The sequence below is a fragment of the Streptomyces sp. NPDC039480 genome, assembly GCF_055597165.1.
In genome coordinates this window covers 666,267-683,221 of the sequence record NZ_JBVITX010000004.1, presented here as the reverse complement: position 1 = coordinate 683,221, position 16,955 = coordinate 666,267, and the positions used below count along the sequence as shown (strand labels likewise).

Here is a 16,955-nt window from a genome sequence, read left to right as displayed (position 1 = left end):
GGGGAACTGCGCGCTCAGCCCACGAAAACCCGCAGACGCGTCTGCCGGGCTACCGCGCGGACGCGTCTGCGGGTACGTCGTGGCCGGCCGCGCAGTTCCCCGCGCCCCTGAACAGGCACCCCCAGCCGTCAGGCTGGGCCTCGGCCCTCCAGTTCGTGACGGAGGTCGTCCAGTTCTGAGCCGCCTGCCATCTCACGGGTGAGGTCGTCGAGGGAGATCTCCTCGCGGGTGTAGGACCCGGACATCACTCCGCGCTTGAGGAGGACGAACCGGTCCCCGACCAGATACGCATGGTGCGGATTGTGGGTGATCAGGACCACGCCGAGCCCCGCGTCCCGCGCCGCGGCCACGTACTTCAGGACGACGCCGGACTGCTTGACGCCGAGCGCGGCGGTCGGCTCGTCGAGGACGAGCACCTTCGCCCCGAAGTAGACGGCGCGCGCGATCGCCACGCACTGGCGCTCACCGCCGGAGAGCGTCCCGATGGGCTGGTCCACGTCGCGCAGGTCGATGCCCATGCGGAGCAGCTCCGCGCGGGTCGTCTCGCGCATGAGGTCGACGTCCATGCGGCGGAACGGCCCCGTGCCCTTCGTCGGCTCGGAGCCGAGGAAGAAGTTCCGCCAGACCGGCATCAGGGGGACTACGGCGAGGTCCTGGTAGACCGTGGCGATGCCGAGGTCCAGGGCCTCGCGCGGCGAGCCGAGCCGCGTGTCCTCGCCCTCGATGCGGAAGGTGCCCGCGTCGTGCTTGTGCAGCCCCGCGATGATCTTGATGAGGGTGGACTTGCCCGCGCCGTTGTCGCCGAGCACGCAGGAGATCTCCCCCGCGTGCACCTCCAGGGAGACGCCTTCGAGCGCGCGGATGTTGCCGTAGTACTTGCTGACGTCGTCGAGCTCGACGAGCGGCGTGCGCGCGTCCTCGGCGACGGCGTCGGTCTTGGTGATGTCCGTGGTCACTTCGTCGCCTCCGCGCGCTTGCGGACCCAGTGGTTGAGCAGGGTCGCCAGGAGCAGCATCACGCCGAGGAAGAACTTGAACCAGTCGGAGTTCCACTCGGCGAACACGATGCCCTTGCTGACCATGCCGAAGATCAGCGCGCCGACGGCCGCGCCGACCGCGGAACCGTAGCCGCCGGTGATGAGGCAGCCGCCGATGACGGCCGCGACGATGTAGATCAGCTCGTTGCCGACGCCCTCGCCGGACTGCACGGTGTCGTAGCTGAACAGCAGGTGCTGGCCGGAGATCCAGGCGCCGAACGCGACGCCCATGTAGAGGCCGATCTTGGTCTTGGCGACCGGGACGCCGACCGCGCGGGCCGCGTCCTCGCCGCCGCCGACCGCGAAGATCCAGTTGCCGACGCGGGTGCGCAGCAGGATCCAGGTGGCGACCACGATCAGGGCGAGCCACCAGAGGATCGTGATCTTGAAGTCGACGCCGCCGATGGTGATCGTCGAGGCGAAGACCTCCTTGGCGGAGGAGAAGCCCTCCATGTCGGCGATCGACTTGGTGGAGACCGTGCCGCTGATCAGCTTGGTGAAGCCGAGGTTCATGCCGGTCAGCATCAGGAACGTGCCGAGCGTGATGATGAAGCTCGGCGGGTCCGTGCGGGTCAGCATCACGCCGTTGAAGACGCCGATGGCGAGGGTGACGAGCAGCGAGACGCCGACGCCGACCCAGACGTTCGCCGTCATCTGGTAGCTGAACATCGACGAGACGAGGGCGGAGGTCGTCACGAGGACGCCCGCCGACAGGTCGAACTCGCCGCCGATCATCAGCAGGGCCACCGGCACCGCCATGATGCCGAGGGTCGAGGCGGCGTAGAGGACCGTCGCGAGGCTGGTGGCCTGGAGGAAGCTGTCCGCGACGATCGAGAAGAAGATGAAGACGGCGACGGCGCCGACGACCGAGCCGAGCTCCGGGCGGCCCATCAGCTTCTTCAGCGGCGAGGTCTTCACGAGCCGCTCGTCGGTGTGGGTGTCCGGGGCGGGCGCGGGTGCTGTCGCGGTCATCGTGTCCCTCGCTTCGCGTAGTCCTCCAGCTCGTCGGCCTGGTCCTTGGTGACGATCTGCGGCCCGGTGAGGACGGGCTTGCCGCCGCCGAGGACGTCGGCGTTGTACTTGTACAGCCACAGCAGATCGACGGCCTCGTAGCCCTGGAGGTAGGGCTGCTGGTCGACGGCGAAGCCGAGGTCGCCGGACTTGAGGCCGGCGGCGACCTTTTCGTTGAGGTCGAAGGTGGCGACCTCGGCCTTGCTGCCCGCGCTGTCGGCGGCCTTCACCGCGGTGTCGGCGAAGGGCGCGCCGAGCGTGACGACCGCGTCGATCGACTTGTCGCTCTGCAGGCGGGCCTCGATGGAGGACTGCACGTCGGGCATGTTGGTGCCGGTCACGTAGAGGTTCTGCAGCTTGCCGTCGAAGGTCTTCTTGGCGCCTTCGCAGCGCTGCTCGTGGCCGACGTTGCCCTGCTCGTGCAGGATGCAGAGCGCCTTCTTCTTGCCGCGCTTGTTGAGCTCCTCGCCGACGGCCTCGCCCGCGATCGTCTCGTCCTGGCCGATGTGGGTGAGGGCGCCGAACTCCTTGGACTCCGCGGAGCCGGAGTTCACCGTGATCACCGGGATGCCGGCCTTCTTCGCGCGGGCCAGGGCGCCCTTCATCGCGTCGGGCTTGGCCAGCGTGACGATGATCCCGTCGACCTTCTTGTCGATGTAGGAGTCCACGAGCTGCGCCTGCTGCTGGGCCTCGTCGTCGTGCGCGTACAGGAACTTGATGTTGTCCTTGACGGCGGCCTGCTTGGCGCCGCTCTGGACGATGTCCCAGAAGGTGTCGCCATCGCCCGAGTGGGTGACCATGCCGAAGGTCCAGCGGGGCGTGTCCACCGCCGACCTGCCGCCGGCCGCAGCCGCCTTGCGGGCGTCCTCCGCGCGCTTTCCGCCGGTGCTGCTGCATCCGGTCAGTCCCGCGGTCACGCCGAGCACCGCCACCAGCACGGCGCCCACCGCGCGTACCCCTGTCTTCACCCTTGTCACGACGCCGTGCCCTTCTTGCTCTACTGCTCTGTGCGGCCGGTCCGGATCCCCGGCCCCAGCCGCCCAAGTATCGACCACGCGGATCACGCGTGTGTTCATCGGGTACCGCGAGCGGTGTACTTCTCCAGCTTCGGCACATCCTTCCCGGTGACGACGGCGGGTCCGGTGAGGACGGGCTTGCCGCCTCCCAGGACGTTGGCATTCGTCTTGTGGAGCCACAGCAGGTCGACGGCCTCGTAGCCCTGGAGGTAGGGCTGCTGGTCGACGGCGAAGCCGACCTCCTTGGCCTTGAGCTGCTTGACGACCTCGGCGTTCAGGTCGAAGGTGTCGACCTCCGCCTCGCTCCCCGCCTCCTCCTTCGCCTTCACCGAGTACGCGGCGATCGGCGCGCCGAGCGTGACGACGGCGTCGATGTCCTCGGTGGCCTGGAGCTTGGCGCTGATGGAGGACTGGGCGCCGGGCGCGTCGGTGCCCACGACGTTGAGGTTCTCGACCGTGCCGTCGAAGGTCTTCTTCACCCCGGCGCAGCGCTGTTCGAGGGAGACGTTGCCCTGTTCGTGGATGACGCAGAGGGCCTTCTTCTTGCCGCGCGTGTTGAGCTCTTCGCCGACGGCCTCGCCCGCCACGGACTCGTCCTGACCGATGTGGCTGAGCGCCCCGAACCTCTCGGAGAACTCGCCGCCCGAGTTGATCGTGACGACCGGGATGCCCGCGTCCGCCGCCTTGGCCAGCACGGACCGCATCGCCTCGGGCTTGGCCAGGGTCACGACGATGCCGTCGACCTTCTTGTCGACGAAGGACTGGACGAGCTCGGCCTGGCCCTTGGCCTCCTTGTCATTGGCGTAGAGGAATTCGACGTTGTCCTTGGCAGCGGCCTGCTTGGCGCCGCTGCGGACGATGTCCCAGAAGGTGTCGCCCTCCCCCGAGTGCGTGACCATCGCGATCTTCAGACGGGGGGTGTTCACGCCCTTGCCGCCCCCGCCCCCGCCGCCGTCCCCGGACGTGTCCTCGTCGTCCTTGCCGCCGGAGCTGCTGCAGCCGGCCACGAGCGCGATCACCGCCAGACAGGCCGCGACGCCCTTCGCCGTGCGGGATGTGCGCGTGGCTGTGCTCATGGCTGTGCGGGATGTGCGCATCGTGGACCACCCCTCGTCTCCGGCCGCCTCGGTGCGGCTGGGGGAGTTCTAGCGGGGCGTGCGCGGGAGCGTCAATGGGTTTGTCAGAACATTCTTACGGCCGTACGCGGCCTTCCTACGGCCGTACGAGGAGCTGGAACTCGAAGGAGTAGCGCGAGGCCCGGTAGACGTGGGAGCCGAACTCGACCGCGCGGCCGGTGTCGTCGAAGGTGGTGCGGCGCATCGTGAGGAGCGGGGCGCCGGCCGGCTCGGCGAGCAGTGCGGCCTCCTCGGCGGTGGCGGCGCGGGCGCCGACGGACTGGCGCGCGCTGTGCAGGGTGTGGCCCGCGGCGCGCATGAGGCGGTAGAGGCCGGTGGCCTCCAGGCGCGCGCTGTCGAGGTCGAGGAGGCCGGTGGGCAGGTGGTTGCGCAGGTGGGCCATGGGTTCGCCGTGGGCGAGCCGGAGCCGCTCGACGACGTGCACCTCGTCGCCCTCGGCGACGCCGAGCGCCGCGGCGACCTCGGCGGAGGCGGGCTCCAGGGCGTTGCGCAGGACGTGGGTCTCGGGGCGCTGGCCCGCGGCCTCCAGGTCGTCGTAGAGGCTGCTGAGCTCCAGGGGGCGCTTGACCTGGCTGTGCACGACCTGGGTGCCGACGCCGCGGCGCCGGACGAGCAGGCCCTTGTCGACGAGGGACTGGATGGCCTGGCGGACGGTGGGCCGGGACAGGCCGAGGCGGCCTGCGAGCTCGATCTCGTTGCCGAGGAGGCTGCCCGGGGTCAGGGCGCCGCGCTCGATCGCCGCTTCCAGCTGCTGGGCCAGCTGGAAGTAGAGCGGGACGGGGCTGCTGCGGTCGACGCCGAGCCGGAGGTCGACCGTGGGGTCCTGGACCGGCTTGTCCTGGGCTGTTCTGGCGACTGGTTTGGACACGGGGCGAGCGTAGTCCCAGGAGATGATGACGGGAAGTTCTTAAGTTCTGTTGTCCGGACAAACCATTGACAGGAGGGTCGGGCGTCGCGAGGGTGGGGCCATGCGCATCGGACTGATCGGAACGGGCCGCATCGGCACCTTTCACTCGGCCGCCCTGGGCCGCCACCCCGAGGTGACATCCCTGGTGATCGCCGACGTGGACGCGGCGAGGGCGGCCGACCTCGCGGCGCGGACCGGGGCGACCGCGGTGGCCTCGGCGGACGAAGTCTTCGCCGCCGGGGTGGACGCCGTGGTGATCACGGCGGCGACGGCGGCGCACGCCGAGCTCATCGGCAGAGCGGCGCGGGCCGGTCTCCCGGTGTTCTGCGAGAAGCCCATCGCCCTCGACCTGCCGGGCACCCTGGTCGCCCTCGCCGAGGTCGAGGCCGCGGGCACGGAGCTGCAGCTCGGCTTCCAGCGGCGCTTCGACGCGGGGTACACGGCGGCCCGCGATGCGGTGCGCGCCGGACGGCTCGGGCGGCTGCACACCGTACGGGCGATCACCTCGGACCCGTGCCCGCCCCCGGCCGCGTATCTGCCGCTCTCCGGCGGCCTCTACCGCGACTGCCTGGTCCACGACTTCGACATCCTGCGGTGGGTGACGGACCGCGAGGTCACGGAGGTGTACGCGACGGGCTCCGACCGGGGCCCCGCGATGTTCCGCGAGGCCGGTGACGTCGACACGGCGGCCGCGGTGCTCACCCTCGACGACGGCACGCTCGCCACGGCCACGGCGACCCGGTGCAACGGCGCGGGTTACGACGTACGCATGGAACTGGCCGGTGAGCTCGACCAGTTGGCGGTCGGCATGGACGAGCGCACGCCCCTCACCTCGGCGGAACCGGCGGGCCCGCCCGCCCCGGACAAGCCCTGGCCCGGTTTCCTGGAGCGCTTCGCGCCCGCGTACGAGGCGGAGCTCGCCGCCTTCGTCGAGGTCGTGCGGGGCGAGCGGGCGAACCCCTGCGACGGCCGCGAGGCGCTGCACGCCCTGCGGATCGCCGAGGCGTGCGAACTGTCGCGGCGGGAGCGGCGTCCGGTGCGGATGGCGGAGATCACTGAGAGCACTGAGAGCGCTTAGAGCACGGAGTCGTACGGGGCGTGAGCTCGCGCGGGCCGGTCAGGCCGTGGCGGTCGAGGCGTGGTGGTCAGGCCGTGGAGAGCACCGTGCCCTGGGCGATCGCGCACAGCGTCTCGCCGCCCTCGCCCTCGCCGCCCGCGCCGCCCTCGCCGCCTTCTTCGGCGACGGTGAACAGCTCGCAGCGGACCACCGCCTGGCGGCGGCCTGAGTGGGCGACGACGGCGCGGGCGACGAGCTTGGCGCCGGTCGCGGGACGTACGTACTGGATGGAGAAGCCCGAGGTCAGCACGGCGGGGCCCAGGGTGGTGCCGGCGGCGAACGTGATGCTGTTGTCCGCCGCGTAGGCGAGCACGCCGCCGTGCACGAAGCCGTTCTGCTGGTGCAGTTCCTCGCGGATGCCGATCTCCAGGGTGGCCGCGCCCTCCCCGAACCGCGTGACACGGGCCCGGACGAGACGGCTGAACGGCTGGGCGTCCAGCACCTTCTGGGCCATGCCGAGGTCGCCGGGGTCGGACGCCGGCTGGTCGGGCACGGACTGGGCGGGCACGGACTGATCGGGCACCGGCCCGCCGGGCGGCGTGTGTTCGGTCATGACCGCACTACTACCACCGGACGGGAAGCCGCCGCATCCCCCTGATCAAAGTCCCCGGCAGCCACTCCCCCGGCGGCCCGTCCGGGGCGAGGTCCGGGCAGCGCTCCAGGAGCGAGCCGAGCGCGATCTTCGCCTCGATCCGCGCGAGCGGGGCGCCAAGGCAGTGGTGCAGGCCGTACCCGAACGCGACGTGGCCCTGCGGGGCCCGGCGGATGTCGAAGCGGTCGGGCTCGGGGAAGCGGGCGGGGTCCCGGTCGGCCGCGGCGAGGACGACCCGGACGACGGAGCCCGCGGGGATGACGAGGCCGCCGAGCTCCGTGTCCTCGGTGGCGAAGCGGTACGTCGCGGACTCCAGGGGGCCCTCGAAGCGGAGGGCTTCCTCGATGGCGTTGTCGAGGAGGGACATGTCGGCGCGCAGAGCGGCCAGTTGGTCGGGGTGGGTGAAGAGGGCATGCACGGCGTTGCCTATGAGATTGACCGTCGTCTCGTGCCCGGCGATCAGCAGCACGAAGGCCATGGCGCGCAGCTCGTCTGGTGAGAGACGGTCGCCGTCCTCCTCGCCCGTGGTGCGGATCAGGGCGCTCAGCAGGTCGTCGCCCGGCGCCGCCCGCTTGGTCTCGACCAGGTCGTCGAGGAATCCCGCCAGTTCGACGAAGGCGGCGGCCTCCTCCTCCTGGGTCGGCGACGCCACGATGCCGTTCGACATGCGGCGGAAGGCCGTGCGGTCGATGTCGGGGACGCCGAGCAGCTCGCAGATGACGGTGATCGGGAGCTGGAAGGCGAGCGCTTCGAGCAGATCGCCGCGGCGGGTCCTGGCCGTCTCGCCGCGCAGGAGCATGTCGTCGAGGAGATTGTCGGTGATCTCCTGGATGCGGGGGCGCATGGCCTCGACCCGGCGCATGGTGAACTCGCGGGTGATGAGCTTGCGCAGGCGGGTGTGGTGGGGCGGGTCGGCGATCAGCAGATGCGTGCCGATCAGCCCCTCCTCGCGGAACGCGAAGCCCGCGCTGGCCGAGGACTTGGCGAAGCGGGGGTCGGTGAGCGCTGTCCTGCACTCCTCGTACCCGACGATCAGATAGGCGTCTCCTATGTCCTCCGGAGGTGGCAGACGGACACGGTGGACGGGCCCGAGGGCGCGCAGCTCCGCATAGACGGGGTGCGGGTCCTCTCTGAACCGCTCGCCGTACGTCGCCAGGTCGATCGTGTCCGCCATGCAGGTCTCCTCCAGTTGTCCGTCTCGTCAACGCACCGGCCGAGGCGTTGAGTTCCCCTCATCCGTCCTGGTCGAGAAGGCCCGCGTCGTGCACCAGCAGGGCGATCTGCACCCGGTTGTTGAGGTCCAGCTTCGTGAGGATCCGCGACACGTGCGCCTTGACCGTGGCGACGCTCAGATACAGCTGGGCGGCGATGTCCGCGTTGGAGCCGCCGCGCCCGACCGCGACGGCCACCTCCCGCTCCCGCTCCGCCAGCTCGGCCAGCCGGTCCGACGCCCGCCGCCTGCGGTCCAGTTGCGGGTCGACGCCGGTGACCTGGGTGATCAGCTGCTGCGTCACCGTCGGCGAGAGCACCGGCTCCCCGGCGGCGACCGCGCGTACCGCCGCGACGATCTCGGCGGGCGCGGTGTCCTTGAGGACGAAGCCCGCGGCACCGGCGCGCAGGGCGCGCAGCACCTGCTCGTCGGCGTGGAAGGTGGTGAGGACGATGACCTCGGGGGCGTCGGGACGCCTGCGCAGGGCCTCTGTGGCGGCGAGGCCGTCCATCCGGGGCATGCGGATGTCCATCAGGACGACGTCGGGGCGGACTTCGCCGACCAGCGGGGCGACCTCGGTGCCGTCGCCCGCCTCGCCCACGATCTCGATGTCGTCCGCGCCGCCGAGCATGAAGGAGAGCCCGGCGCGCACCAGCGGATCGTCGTCGACGAGCAGCAGCCTGATCGGTTTCATGACGCCCACGGTAGCCAGGCCTCCAAGTGGAATCCGCCGTCGGGTCCCGGCGCGTGGCGGAGCGTGCCGCCCGCGAGGGAGGCCCGTTCGGCGAGGCCGATCAGGCCCTGTCCCGAGCCGGGCACCTCGGGCACGTCGCCGGGCGGTGCGGGGTTGTGCACGGACAGGGTCAGGCCCTCGCCGGGTGCGCCGGTGACGGCCACCGTCACCTCGGCGCCGGGGGCGTGCTTGCGGGCGTTGGTCAGGCCTTCCTGGGCGATGCGGTAGGCGGTGCGGCCGAGGGCGGCGGGCACGGTGGCGGGGTCGGTGATGTGCTGGTCGAGAACGACCTTCATGCCCGCGTCGCGGGATTCGGCGACCAGGGTGTCGAGGGCGGCGAGGGTGGGCTGCGGCCGGCCGGAGGCGTCCGCGTCGCCGCCGCGCAGCACGCCGATGACCTGGCGCAGATCCTGCAGCGCCTCGTGGGCGCTCTCCCGGATGACGCCCGCGGCCCGGGCGATCTCCTCGCGGGGTGCGTCGGGGCGGAATTCGAGGGCGCCCGCGTGGACGCTGAGCAGGGTGAGGCGGTGGGCGAGGACGTCGTGCATCTCGCGGGCGATGTCCTCGCGGGCGAGCCGCTGGGCCTGTTCGGCGCGGAGCGCGGCCTCGTTCTCGGCGCGCAGGGCGCGGTCGCGCAGGCTGAGCAGGAGTTCGCGGCGGGAGCGCACGAACATGCCCCAGCCGATGGCCGCGACGGTCACCAGGACGCCGAAGGCGATGGAGACTCCGTACGGCATGTCCCGGTCGGGCCGCAGCCAGTAGGTGAGCGGGAGCACCGCGATCGAGGCTCCGCCGACCCATGCGACGTACCGGAAGGGCCGGTGCACGGCGAGGGTGAAGAGGGCCGCGGCCGCGGCGCCGCCCGCCGTGTCGGAGGCCACCGCGACCGGCACCATCACGACGGCGAGGCCGAGCGGCCAGCGCCTGCGCAGCCAGACCGCGGCGCAGGCGAGCGCGCCGATCACCTGGTCGAGCTCGGCGGCCCCCTGCGAGACGTGCGGGTTGTCGGCGACCGCGTCGGCGCCCACCATGCCGATGAAGACGGCGGCGAAGAAGCAGCTGAAGTCGGCGAGCCAGTCGCGGACGGTCCGCCGCGGTCTGCGCCCCGCACGGCTCGGGTCGAACTCCCGGGCGACGGCGGACGGCAGCGCCCACGGGGCCCTGACCCACGGTCCGGGCGCGTGGTCGGCGGGGGGCTCGGGATCGGGCCGCCGCGTGGGATCAGTGCCGCTCATGGTCGACAAATCTACGCACCTCAGGCGGGCGCGGACGCGCCTCGCGCATGATCGTCCACCAAAGTCGCGCAGGTCGTCGACTTTCGGACCCGCACACGGGAAGGATCCTCGCCCCGCGGCGGATGTCCGCAGGAAAGGCACGGGACGAGGATCTTCCTTATGAAGAAGGACGTGAAGCGGCTGCTGGAGTTTCTCGGTGTGGTCCTGCTGTTCCAGGGCGCGGTCGGCCTGGTCCACCGGCTCACCGGTGCGCTGCCCGGGTGGGGCCTGGTGCGGCGCACCGGCTTCCTCGACGGCTACGAGACGTATGCGAGCGTGGCGCTGATCGTGCTGGCCTGCGCGCTGTTCGCCGTCGTGCGGAGCTTACGGAGCCTGCCGGTGGGCTGAGGGTCAGCAGCCGTGGTCGACCAGGTCGAACGAGGCGTAGTGGTCGGCGGTGTAGTAGTCCTCCTGGCCCTTGTCGCCGGTGACGATGCGGCGGGCGCCGCGGTCGTCGGAGCCCGGGGTGATGACCGTGTACTCGTGGTAGTAGCCGGAGTTCTGCTGCGGCAGCTCACCCTCGCGGTTCTGGAAGACGGTGCCGTCCTGCGGGAAGGGGTAGGGGCCGCCCGCCTCGATCAGGTCGAGGGTGTCGTGCGCCTGGGAGGGCAGCGCGGAGTAGCAGATGTCGCCGACCGCGGCGACGGAGTGCGAGACGGCGACCGGGGCGGCGCTCGCGGTGGCCGTGACGGGGCCGCCGAGGAGGAGGGCGGCGGCAAGGGCTGTGGCGCCGAGGAATCGGCTTCGTGGGGGGATTCGCATGGGTCCAGTGTGACGCGCGTAGAGGTTGCGGTGTCAACGACAAGTCCGGGAAATTTTCCGGGAGTTAACCAACCGTCCCGAGCCGGAAGGCTACGCGTCCGATTGCCGCCAGCCGACGCCCGCACGGACGCCTTTCATTGAACCCGCAAGCACTTGGCGATTCAGGCGCACCGCACGGTGTGCCTCATGCGGAAGGTTCTGACATGTCTACCCTCACCGGCAGGACGGCTCTGGTCACCGGCGGCAGCCGCGGCATGGGCGCGGCGATCGCGCTGCGGCTCGCCCAGGAGGGCGCGGACGTCGCCCTCACCTATGTGCACAACGAAGCGGCCGCCGACGAGGTGGTCACGAAGATCCGGGCCACGGGGCAGCGCGGCCTCGCCATCCGGGCCGACGCGGCGGACGCCGGGGACGCGGCGGGCGCGGTGGACCGGGCGGCCGACGACCTGGGCGGCCTGGACATCCTGGTGAACAACGCGGGGATCGGCGTGCTCGGCCCCGTCGGCGACCTGACGCTCGCGGACATCGACCGGGTCATGGCCGTCAACGTACGAGGGGTCTTCCTGGCGTCCCAGACGGCGGCCGCCCGGCTCCGGGACGGCGGCCGGATCATCACCATCGGCAGCTGCATCGCGCAGCGAGTCCCCGGTCCCGGCGGCACCCTCTACGCGACGAGCAAGGCCGCGCTGATCGGCCTCAACAAAGCCCTGGCCAGGGAGTTGGGCGGGCGCCGCATCACGGCGAACCTGGTGCAGCCGGGCCCGATCGACACCGACATGAACCCGGCCGACGGCCCCTTCGCCGCCGCCCAGGCGACCATGACAGCCCTCGACCGCTTCGGCTCCGCCGACGAGGTGGCATCCCTCGTCACCTACCTCGCCGGCGACGACGCCGCGTACATCACCGGCACGGAGCTGTCCGTGGACGGCGGACACGCGGCCTAGACCCGGGACCCGGGTCACGGGTCTACGGGGCCGCCACCCACGTCGCCGTCAGGTCGGCGCAGCGGACCGTGATCAGGGCATCCGTCAGTTCGGTGCGGTGCACGACGCCTTCGTCATGGGGCAGGACCTCGTCCAGCAGGACGGTGATGGCTTCCATCCAGTCGATCGACGCTTCGTAGTCGACCGAGAAGTGCGTGACGCCGGTGTACTCGATCCGCAGCCCGGCGGTGTGCTTCCACCGGTTGGGACGATAGGTGACCGACGCGGTGCCGGCCCTGCCCATGGTCGTCGTGGGCAGGGCGATGTCGGCGAGTTCCAGATCCTTGACGCACCGCTCGCTCGTGTAGTCGTAATGCCCGGCCTCGGACGCGAAGGCCCGGGCGCCCTCGGGTAGCGCGTCGCGGAATCCGGGGAGGGCGGCCAAGTAGGCACGCGCATCGGTCCGGAAGCCGTGGAGCTCAGAGTCCCAGTCGACTTTCACGTATTTCACTCGTGGGATTCCATCAGACTGGACGGACTCTTTCCACGCGGTCCACGTGGTCCGCGCGGTGCGTCACATGGGTGCGGGGCGCACCGGGGCTGTCCACCCGGTGCGCCCCACGTTTTGGGGGCGGGTCAGCCGCCCAGTTCCTGGTGGCGGGCCGCCAGTTTGGCTGTGCCTGTTTCGGTCAGGGCGCCGAAGAGGCGGAGGCGGGAGATGCCGCCGTCCGGGAAGATGTCGACGCGGACGTGGGTGCCGACGACGGGGGCGGGCAGGACGAAGCGGTGGTTGGTGTCGGGCTGGAGGCGGGTGCGGGGCAGCGCCTCGGTCCACTCCCCCGTCTCGCCGTCGCGTACCGAGAGGGACGCCCAGCCGGCCGAGTTGCCCTTGAGGTAGGCGGTGTCGATCTCGACGGCGCGGATCTCCGACTGCTGGACGAGCCGGTAGCGGATCCAGTCGTTGCCGTTGTCGCGGCGGCGGCGGGTCTCCCAGCCGTCGTCCATCTTGCGGGAGCGGCCCGGCTGGATGGTGTTGGTGGCCGGGGAGTAGAAGCGGTCGGATGCGTCCTCGACCTGGCCGCCGTTCTCCAGGGCGACGACGTCGAACGTGCCGAGCGCGGCGAGCCACTTGGGGTCGGCGACGACCTCGCCGTACACGCGGAGGCGGGCGATGCCGCCGTCCGGGTGCTGGTTGACGCGCAGGTGCGTGAAGCGCTGCTCGACGTCGACGGCGAAGCCGTTCGCCGCGTGCCCGCCGATGGGCGTACGGGGGACGAGCGTCGTCCACTTCACGTCGCCCCCGCAGAGCTCGTCGGGCGTCGGCGAGCCCTCGACGCTGGTGCCCTCGACGGAGACGGCCTGCGGGTAGTTGCCGCGGAAGTGCGCGGTGTCGATGACGATGCCGCGTACGACACCGGGCGCGCCGAGGCGGACGAGCGCCCAGTCGTGGTCGTCCTCGGTGGGCCACGGGTGCTCGGCCGACACGCCGCGCCTGCGGCGGGTCTCCCAGCCGTCCATGACCTTGCCCTTGTGGCCGAAGTGCTCGGGGTCGAACACGGCGGGGTGGGCGAGCAGCAGGTTCTCGCGCATCGCGAAGAACTCGTCGTTGGCGGCGATCACACCGGCGCCGAGCTGCCGGTCGGCGAGGTTGGCGTACTGGGTGAAGGGGAAGTCGGCCGTGCGGTAGTCGGCGTAGGGCTCGCCGCCGCCGTAGGGGCTCGCGTCGCCGGTGAAGTGCGGTATCGCCGTCACTGTTTCAGTTGTTCCTTTCCAGAAGTCGGCCTGCGGGTTCACTGAACCCGCCGCCGTGCAGGATGCGTTCGCCGCGCAGCCAGGTGGACTTCACGACGCCGCTGAGGGTCTTGCCCGCGTACGCCGTGACCCGGTTCCGGTGCTGCAGCTCCGCGGGGTCCACGGTGAAGGTCTCGTCGGGCGCGAGGACCGCGAAGTCGGCGTCCCGGCCGGCCTCGATGGCGCCCTTCTGGTCGAGTCCGACCAGCTGTGCGGTGCGCTCCGACATCCAGCGCACCACGTCGTCGAGGGTGTGCCCGCGCCTGCAGGCCTCGGTCCAGACCGCGGGCAGGCTCAGCTGGAGTCCGGAGATGCCGCCCCAGGCCGTCGCGAAGTCGTCGGTCTTCAGGTCGGCGGTGGACGGGGAGTGGTCCGTGACGATGCAGTCGATGGTGCCGTCGGCCAGCGCCTCCCACAGCAGGTCCTGGTTGCCGGCCTCGCGGATGGGCGGGCAGCACTTGAACTCGCTGGCCCCGTCCGGGACTTCCTCGGCGGTCAGGGTGAGGTAGTGCGGGCAGGTCTCGACGGTCAGCTCGACGCCCTCGCGCCGGGCGGCGGCGATGAGCGGCAGCGCGTCGGAGGAGGACAGGTGCAGCACGTGCACGCGCGCGCCGATCCGCTTGGCGACGGCGATGAGGCCCTCGATCGCGGTGTCCTCGGAGATACGGGGCCGGGTCTCCAGGTAGTCCGAGTACTTGGGGCCGCTCTTGTGCGGGGCGGCGTCCAGCTCGTGCGGGTCCTCGGCGTGCACGATGAGGAGCCCGCCGAAGCCGGCGATCTCGGCCATCGAGGTGGCCAGCTGGTCCTGGTTCAGCTCGGGGAACTCGTCGACGCCCGAGGGCGACAGGAAGCACTTGAAGCCGTAGACACCGGCGTCGTGCAGGGGCTTGAGGTCCTGGACGTTGTCGGGGAGGGCGCCGCCCCAGAAACCGACGTCGATGTGGGCCTTGCTGCGGGCGACGTCCTGCTTGGTGCGCAGGTTGTCCACCGTCGTCGTCGGCGGCAGGGAGTTGAGGGGCATGTCGATCAGGGTGGTGATGCCGCCGGCGGCCGCGGCGCGGGTGGCGGTCCAGAAGCCCTCCCACTCCGTGCGGCCCGGGTCGTTCACGTGGACGTGCGTGTCGACCAGGCCGGGCAGCAGGGCGTCGTCGCCGAAGTCCTCGAGGCGCGCGCCGTCCGGCACGTCGGCGTCGTACGCGGCGACGGCCACGATCTTCCCGCCGGCGACGGCGACCGAGGCGGCCCGCGTCCCTTCCGGGGTGACGACACGGGTCGAGCGGAGCACCAGCTCCACGCTCCGGCCCGCCGTCGCGTCCACGTCCACGTCCCTTTCGGACACCCGCGTCCCCTCTCTTCTGTTCCGCTACACAGACCTTTTGCTTCCGCTTAACGGAATTCAACGTTCTGTTGAAGGAGTTTTCACGCTTGCGCCGAGGACGTCAAGGGTGGACTTCCATCGACTCGCGTGAGGCTCGCCGCACTGGACGTTTCCACAGAGTGGAATTATGATTCCGTCTACCAGAACGTAGCTACACACAACAAGAGGGCCGGAGGGTCGCGGGACAACCCTGCGGAGACACGGACAAACGCCCCCTGACCAGCGGCGACGGCATGCCGAGCGACAGTCCTCGTGAAGAACCGACCGGTAGGCTGCTTCCTTGCCCGCCAGCACCGAAAGGAACGCGCCGTGCCGACGTCAAGCGCCAGCGACGCCCCTGCTGAAATCGCCGCCTCCAAGACCCCCGCCGCGAGCGGTGGCGTCCAGTCCCTCGAGCGCGCCTTCGATCTGCTCGAGCGGATGGCGGACGCGGGGGGCGAGGTCGGTCTCAGCGAGCTCTCCGCCAGCAGCGGTCTTCCGCTGCCCACGATCCACCGCCTCATGCGCACGCTGGTCGCCTGTGGGTACGTACGCCAGCAGGCCAACCGCCGCTACTCCCTCGGCCCGCGCCTGATCCGCCTCGGCGAATCCGCGTCGCGGCTGCTCGGCACGTGGGCGCGGCCCTATCTCGCCCGCCTCGTCGAAGAGACCGGCGAGACGGCGAACATGGCGCTGCTCGACGGCGACGAGATCGTGTACGTCGCGCAGGTGCCGTCCAAGCACTCCATGCGGATGTTCACCGAGGTCGGCCGGCGGGTCCTGCCGCACTCCACGGGCGTCGGCAAGGCGCTGCTCGCGCATGCGGCGCCGGAGGAGGTCCGGGCGCTGCTCGCCCGTACCGGGATGCCGGCCGCCACGGAGAAGACGATCACTACGCCCGAGGGGTTCCTCGACGCGCTGGAGGTCGTGCGCCGCACGGGGTACGCGGTGGACGACAACGAACAGGAGATCGGCGTGCGGTGCCTGGCCGTGCCGGTGCCCAACTCGCCCACGGCGGCGGCGATCTCCATCTCCGGGCCCGCGGGGCGGGTGACCGAGGCGGCCACGGAGAGGATTGTGCCGGTGTTGCAGCAGGTGGCTGTGGAGTTGTCGGAGGCGTTGGTCTCGGCCGGGGCTGGCTCCTGAGCCTTGGGCGGGGGCCTGGGCCGCCGCTTCGCGGCGGATTTTTTTCCCACCCACCCACCCGTTTGCCCCGCGACGTCATGGGCGGGTAGGGGCGGCCCCACCCTGGCGATTGCCCCGCGACGTCATGGGCGGGTCGGGGCGATCCCACCCTGGGTTCGCCCCGTGGCGTCATGGGCGGGTAGGGGCGGCCCCACCCTGGCGATTGTCCCGCGGCGTCATGGGCGAGTCGGGGCGGCCCCGCCCCGGCGTTTGCCCGCGGTCTCATGGGCGGTTGGGGCAGCCGCCCTGGGCGTTTGCCCCGCGGGCGGGCCGGTCCGGGCGTTTGCTCTGTGACGTGATGGGCGGGGTGGGGCGGCTTGCCCCGTGGCGTCATTGGGGGGTGGGGGCGGGGCCTTTTGTTATTGCGGCTTCTGGGGTCAGGGTGCGGAGGGTGCGGCGTAGGGCTTTGGGGGCGGTGGGGGGCTTTACCGTCAGGATGGCGCAAAGCGCGTGCGTGCGGACGTGGCGGTGGGTTCGGGGGGTGGTGATGCGTCTGTGGGGGCGCGCGCCCAGGACCAGGAGGTCGTCGGGGTGCGTGGCCGTCTCGCAGAGGGCGCGGCCGGGGCGGGCCCTGACCACCCGGCGTTCGACGACCACGCCGGGCGGCGTGCCGCCGAAGGCCTCGTCGAAGGCGCGGTCGAGGCGGGCCTTCGCCTCGGTCCACCAGTGCCGCGCCCACTCCCGGTCCGGATGGCGCAGATAGAGCGCCTCCCCCTCCGGCGGCTCCCAGGCCAGTACCGCGACCAGCACCCGTCCCGCACGCCGCGCCTCCGCCGCGCCCGCCCGCAGCGCCGCGAGGCTCGCCAGGGAACCGCTGACCCCCACCACGACCCGCCCCACCCCGGGAGTCTCCGCTCCATCCACTGACATCGGTCTCCCCTTTCCAGGCCAAATCGGCCGACTGA

Annotated in this window: 18 protein-coding genes; 4 read left to right on the top strand and 14 right to left on the bottom strand. The window is 71.3% G+C overall.

What is annotated here, in order from left to right:
* Positions 1-128 precede the first annotated feature (128 nt).
* From ACZ56E_RS16920 to ACZ56E_RS16900, 5 genes are all read right to left on the bottom strand, one after another.
* Positions 129-944, bottom strand: coding sequence for an ATP-binding cassette domain-containing protein (locus ACZ56E_RS16920; RefSeq protein ID WP_471214853.1), 816 nt, complete (start codon positions 942-944; stop codon positions 129-131).
* 8 nt (positions 945-952) lie between these two features.
* On the bottom strand, positions 953-2,008 hold the full coding sequence (locus ACZ56E_RS16915) for an ABC transporter permease (RefSeq protein WP_471214790.1): 1,056 nt from the start codon (positions 2,006-2,008) through the stop codon (positions 953-955).
* Complete coding sequence (locus ACZ56E_RS16910; RefSeq protein ID WP_468602984.1) at positions 2,005-2,994, bottom strand: sugar ABC transporter substrate-binding protein; 990 nt, start codon at positions 2,992-2,994, stop codon at positions 2,005-2,007. Before ACZ56E_RS16910 ends, ACZ56E_RS16915 begins: the two co-directional genes overlap by 4 nt.
* Positions 2,995-3,119: 125 nt before the next feature.
* Entirely contained in the window at positions 3,120-4,139 is a 1,020-nt protein-coding gene (locus ACZ56E_RS16905; RefSeq protein ID WP_471214789.1) for a sugar ABC transporter substrate-binding protein, read from the bottom strand.
* A gap of 136 nt (positions 4,140-4,275) precedes the next feature.
* The gene (locus ACZ56E_RS16900) at positions 4,276-5,067 is read right to left on the bottom strand and encodes a GntR family transcriptional regulator (RefSeq protein WP_468602036.1); all 792 of its coding nucleotides are present in this window, start codon (positions 5,065-5,067) and stop codon (positions 4,276-4,278) included.
* A 100-nt stretch (positions 5,068-5,167) separates the two neighbouring features.
* Here ACZ56E_RS16900 and ACZ56E_RS16895 point away from each other — a divergent pair, with 100 nt between their 5' ends.
* Complete coding sequence (locus ACZ56E_RS16895; RefSeq protein WP_471214787.1) at positions 5,168-6,184, top strand: Gfo/Idh/MocA family protein; 1,017 nt, start codon at positions 5,168-5,170, stop codon at positions 6,182-6,184.
* A 67-nt stretch (positions 6,185-6,251) separates the two neighbouring features.
* Here the strand turns inward: ACZ56E_RS16895 and ACZ56E_RS16890 are convergent, their stop codons facing one another.
* From ACZ56E_RS16890 to ACZ56E_RS16875, 4 genes are all read right to left on the bottom strand, one after another.
* Positions 6,252-6,677, bottom strand: a complete 426-nt coding sequence (locus tag ACZ56E_RS16890; protein ID WP_471214852.1) for a PaaI family thioesterase — start codon at positions 6,675-6,677, stop codon at positions 6,252-6,254.
* Positions 6,678-6,786: 109 nt separating this feature from the next.
* A complete protein-coding gene (locus tag ACZ56E_RS16885) occupies positions 6,787-7,989 on the bottom strand; it encodes a cytochrome P450 family protein (protein ID WP_471214785.1) in 1,203 nt (400 codons plus the stop codon).
* A gap of 58 nt (positions 7,990-8,047) precedes the next feature.
* Positions 8,048-8,719 carry a response regulator gene (locus ACZ56E_RS16880; protein ID WP_468602041.1) on the bottom strand — a complete coding sequence of 224 codons (672 nt, stop codon included), beginning with the start codon at positions 8,717-8,719 and terminating at the stop codon, positions 8,048-8,050.
* Positions 8,716-9,993 carry a sensor histidine kinase gene (locus tag ACZ56E_RS16875; protein ID WP_471214783.1) on the bottom strand — a complete coding sequence of 426 codons (1,278 nt, stop codon included), beginning with the start codon at positions 9,991-9,993 and terminating at the stop codon, positions 8,716-8,718. Before ACZ56E_RS16875 ends, ACZ56E_RS16880 begins: the two co-directional genes overlap by 4 nt.
* Before the next feature lie 159 nt (positions 9,994-10,152).
* On the opposite strand from ACZ56E_RS16875, the gene ACZ56E_RS16870 reads away from it, so the two are divergent.
* Positions 10,153-10,380, top strand: coding sequence for a hypothetical protein (locus ACZ56E_RS16870; protein WP_471214782.1), 228 nt, complete (start codon positions 10,153-10,155; stop codon positions 10,378-10,380).
* 3 nt (positions 10,381-10,383) lie between these two features.
* Here the strand turns inward: ACZ56E_RS16870 and ACZ56E_RS16865 are convergent, their stop codons facing one another.
* Positions 10,384-10,794 (bottom strand): guanyl-specific ribonuclease, encoded by a 411-nt coding sequence (locus tag ACZ56E_RS16865; protein ID WP_471214781.1) that lies wholly within the window; start codon positions 10,792-10,794, stop codon positions 10,384-10,386.
* Between the two features lie 203 nt (positions 10,795-10,997).
* On the opposite strand from ACZ56E_RS16865, the gene ACZ56E_RS16860 reads away from it, so the two are divergent.
* Complete coding sequence (locus ACZ56E_RS16860; protein ID WP_471214779.1) at positions 10,998-11,738, top strand: SDR family oxidoreductase; 741 nt, start codon at positions 10,998-11,000, stop codon at positions 11,736-11,738.
* Between the two features lie 22 nt (positions 11,739-11,760).
* Here the strand turns inward: ACZ56E_RS16860 and ACZ56E_RS16855 are convergent, their stop codons facing one another.
* From ACZ56E_RS16855 to allB, 3 genes are all read right to left on the bottom strand, one after another.
* Positions 11,761-12,228, bottom strand: a complete 468-nt coding sequence (locus tag ACZ56E_RS16855; protein ID WP_471214777.1) for a hypothetical protein — start codon at positions 12,226-12,228, stop codon at positions 11,761-11,763.
* A 125-nt stretch (positions 12,229-12,353) separates the two neighbouring features.
* Positions 12,354-13,469: an allantoicase gene (gene alc, locus ACZ56E_RS16850; protein WP_471214776.1), complete on the bottom strand. Its 1,116-nt coding sequence runs from the start codon at positions 13,467-13,469 to the stop codon at positions 12,354-12,356.
* Between the two features lie 4 nt (positions 13,470-13,473).
* Complete coding sequence (gene allB, locus ACZ56E_RS16845) at positions 13,474-14,847, bottom strand: allantoinase AllB (RefSeq protein WP_471214775.1); 1,374 nt, start codon at positions 14,845-14,847, stop codon at positions 13,474-13,476.
* Positions 14,848-15,195: 348 nt separating this feature from the next.
* On the opposite strand from allB, the gene ACZ56E_RS16840 reads away from it, so the two are divergent.
* Positions 15,196-16,011, top strand: coding sequence for an IclR family transcriptional regulator (locus ACZ56E_RS16840; RefSeq protein ID WP_468602053.1), 816 nt, complete (start codon positions 15,196-15,198; stop codon positions 16,009-16,011).
* A gap of 369 nt (positions 16,012-16,380) precedes the next feature.
* On the opposite strand, the gene ACZ56E_RS16835 is transcribed toward ACZ56E_RS16840, so the two are convergent.
* Positions 16,381-16,920: a universal stress protein gene (locus ACZ56E_RS16835; protein WP_471214773.1), complete on the bottom strand. Its 540-nt coding sequence runs from the start codon at positions 16,918-16,920 to the stop codon at positions 16,381-16,383.
* Positions 16,921-16,955: the final 35 nt, after the last annotated feature.

Coding starts and splice junctions, on each gene's coding strand:
- ACZ56E_RS16835 (WP_471214773.1), bottom strand. CDS start 16,920: ATGTCAGTGGATGGAGCGGAGACTCCCGGGGTGGGGCGGGTCGTGGTG.
- ACZ56E_RS16915 (WP_471214790.1), bottom strand. CDS start 2,008: ATGACCGCGACAGCACCCGCGCCCGCCCCGGACACCCACACCGACGAG.
- ACZ56E_RS16870 (WP_471214782.1), top strand. CDS start 10,153: ATGAAGAAGGACGTGAAGCGGCTGCTGGAGTTTCTCGGTGTGGTCCTG.
- ACZ56E_RS16880 (WP_468602041.1), bottom strand. CDS start 8,719: ATGAAACCGATCAGGCTGCTGCTCGTCGACGACGATCCGCTGGTGCGC.
- ACZ56E_RS16885 (WP_471214785.1), bottom strand. CDS start 7,989: ATGGCGGACACGATCGACCTGGCGACGTACGGCGAGCGGTTCAGAGAG.
- ACZ56E_RS16905 (WP_471214789.1), bottom strand. CDS start 4,139: ATGAGCACAGCCACGCGCACATCCCGCACGGCGAAGGGCGTCGCGGCC.
- ACZ56E_RS16875 (WP_471214783.1), bottom strand. CDS start 9,993: ATGAGCGGCACTGATCCCACGCGGCGGCCCGATCCCGAGCCCCCCGCC.
- ACZ56E_RS16860 (WP_471214779.1), top strand. CDS start 10,998: ATGTCTACCCTCACCGGCAGGACGGCTCTGGTCACCGGCGGCAGCCGC.
- ACZ56E_RS16865 (WP_471214781.1), bottom strand. CDS start 10,794: ATGCGAATCCCCCCACGAAGCCGATTCCTCGGCGCCACAGCCCTTGCC.
- ACZ56E_RS16890 (WP_471214852.1), bottom strand. CDS start 6,677: ATGGCCCAGAAGGTGCTGGACGCCCAGCCGTTCAGCCGTCTCGTCCGG.
- ACZ56E_RS16895 (WP_471214787.1), top strand. CDS start 5,168: ATGCGCATCGGACTGATCGGAACGGGCCGCATCGGCACCTTTCACTCG.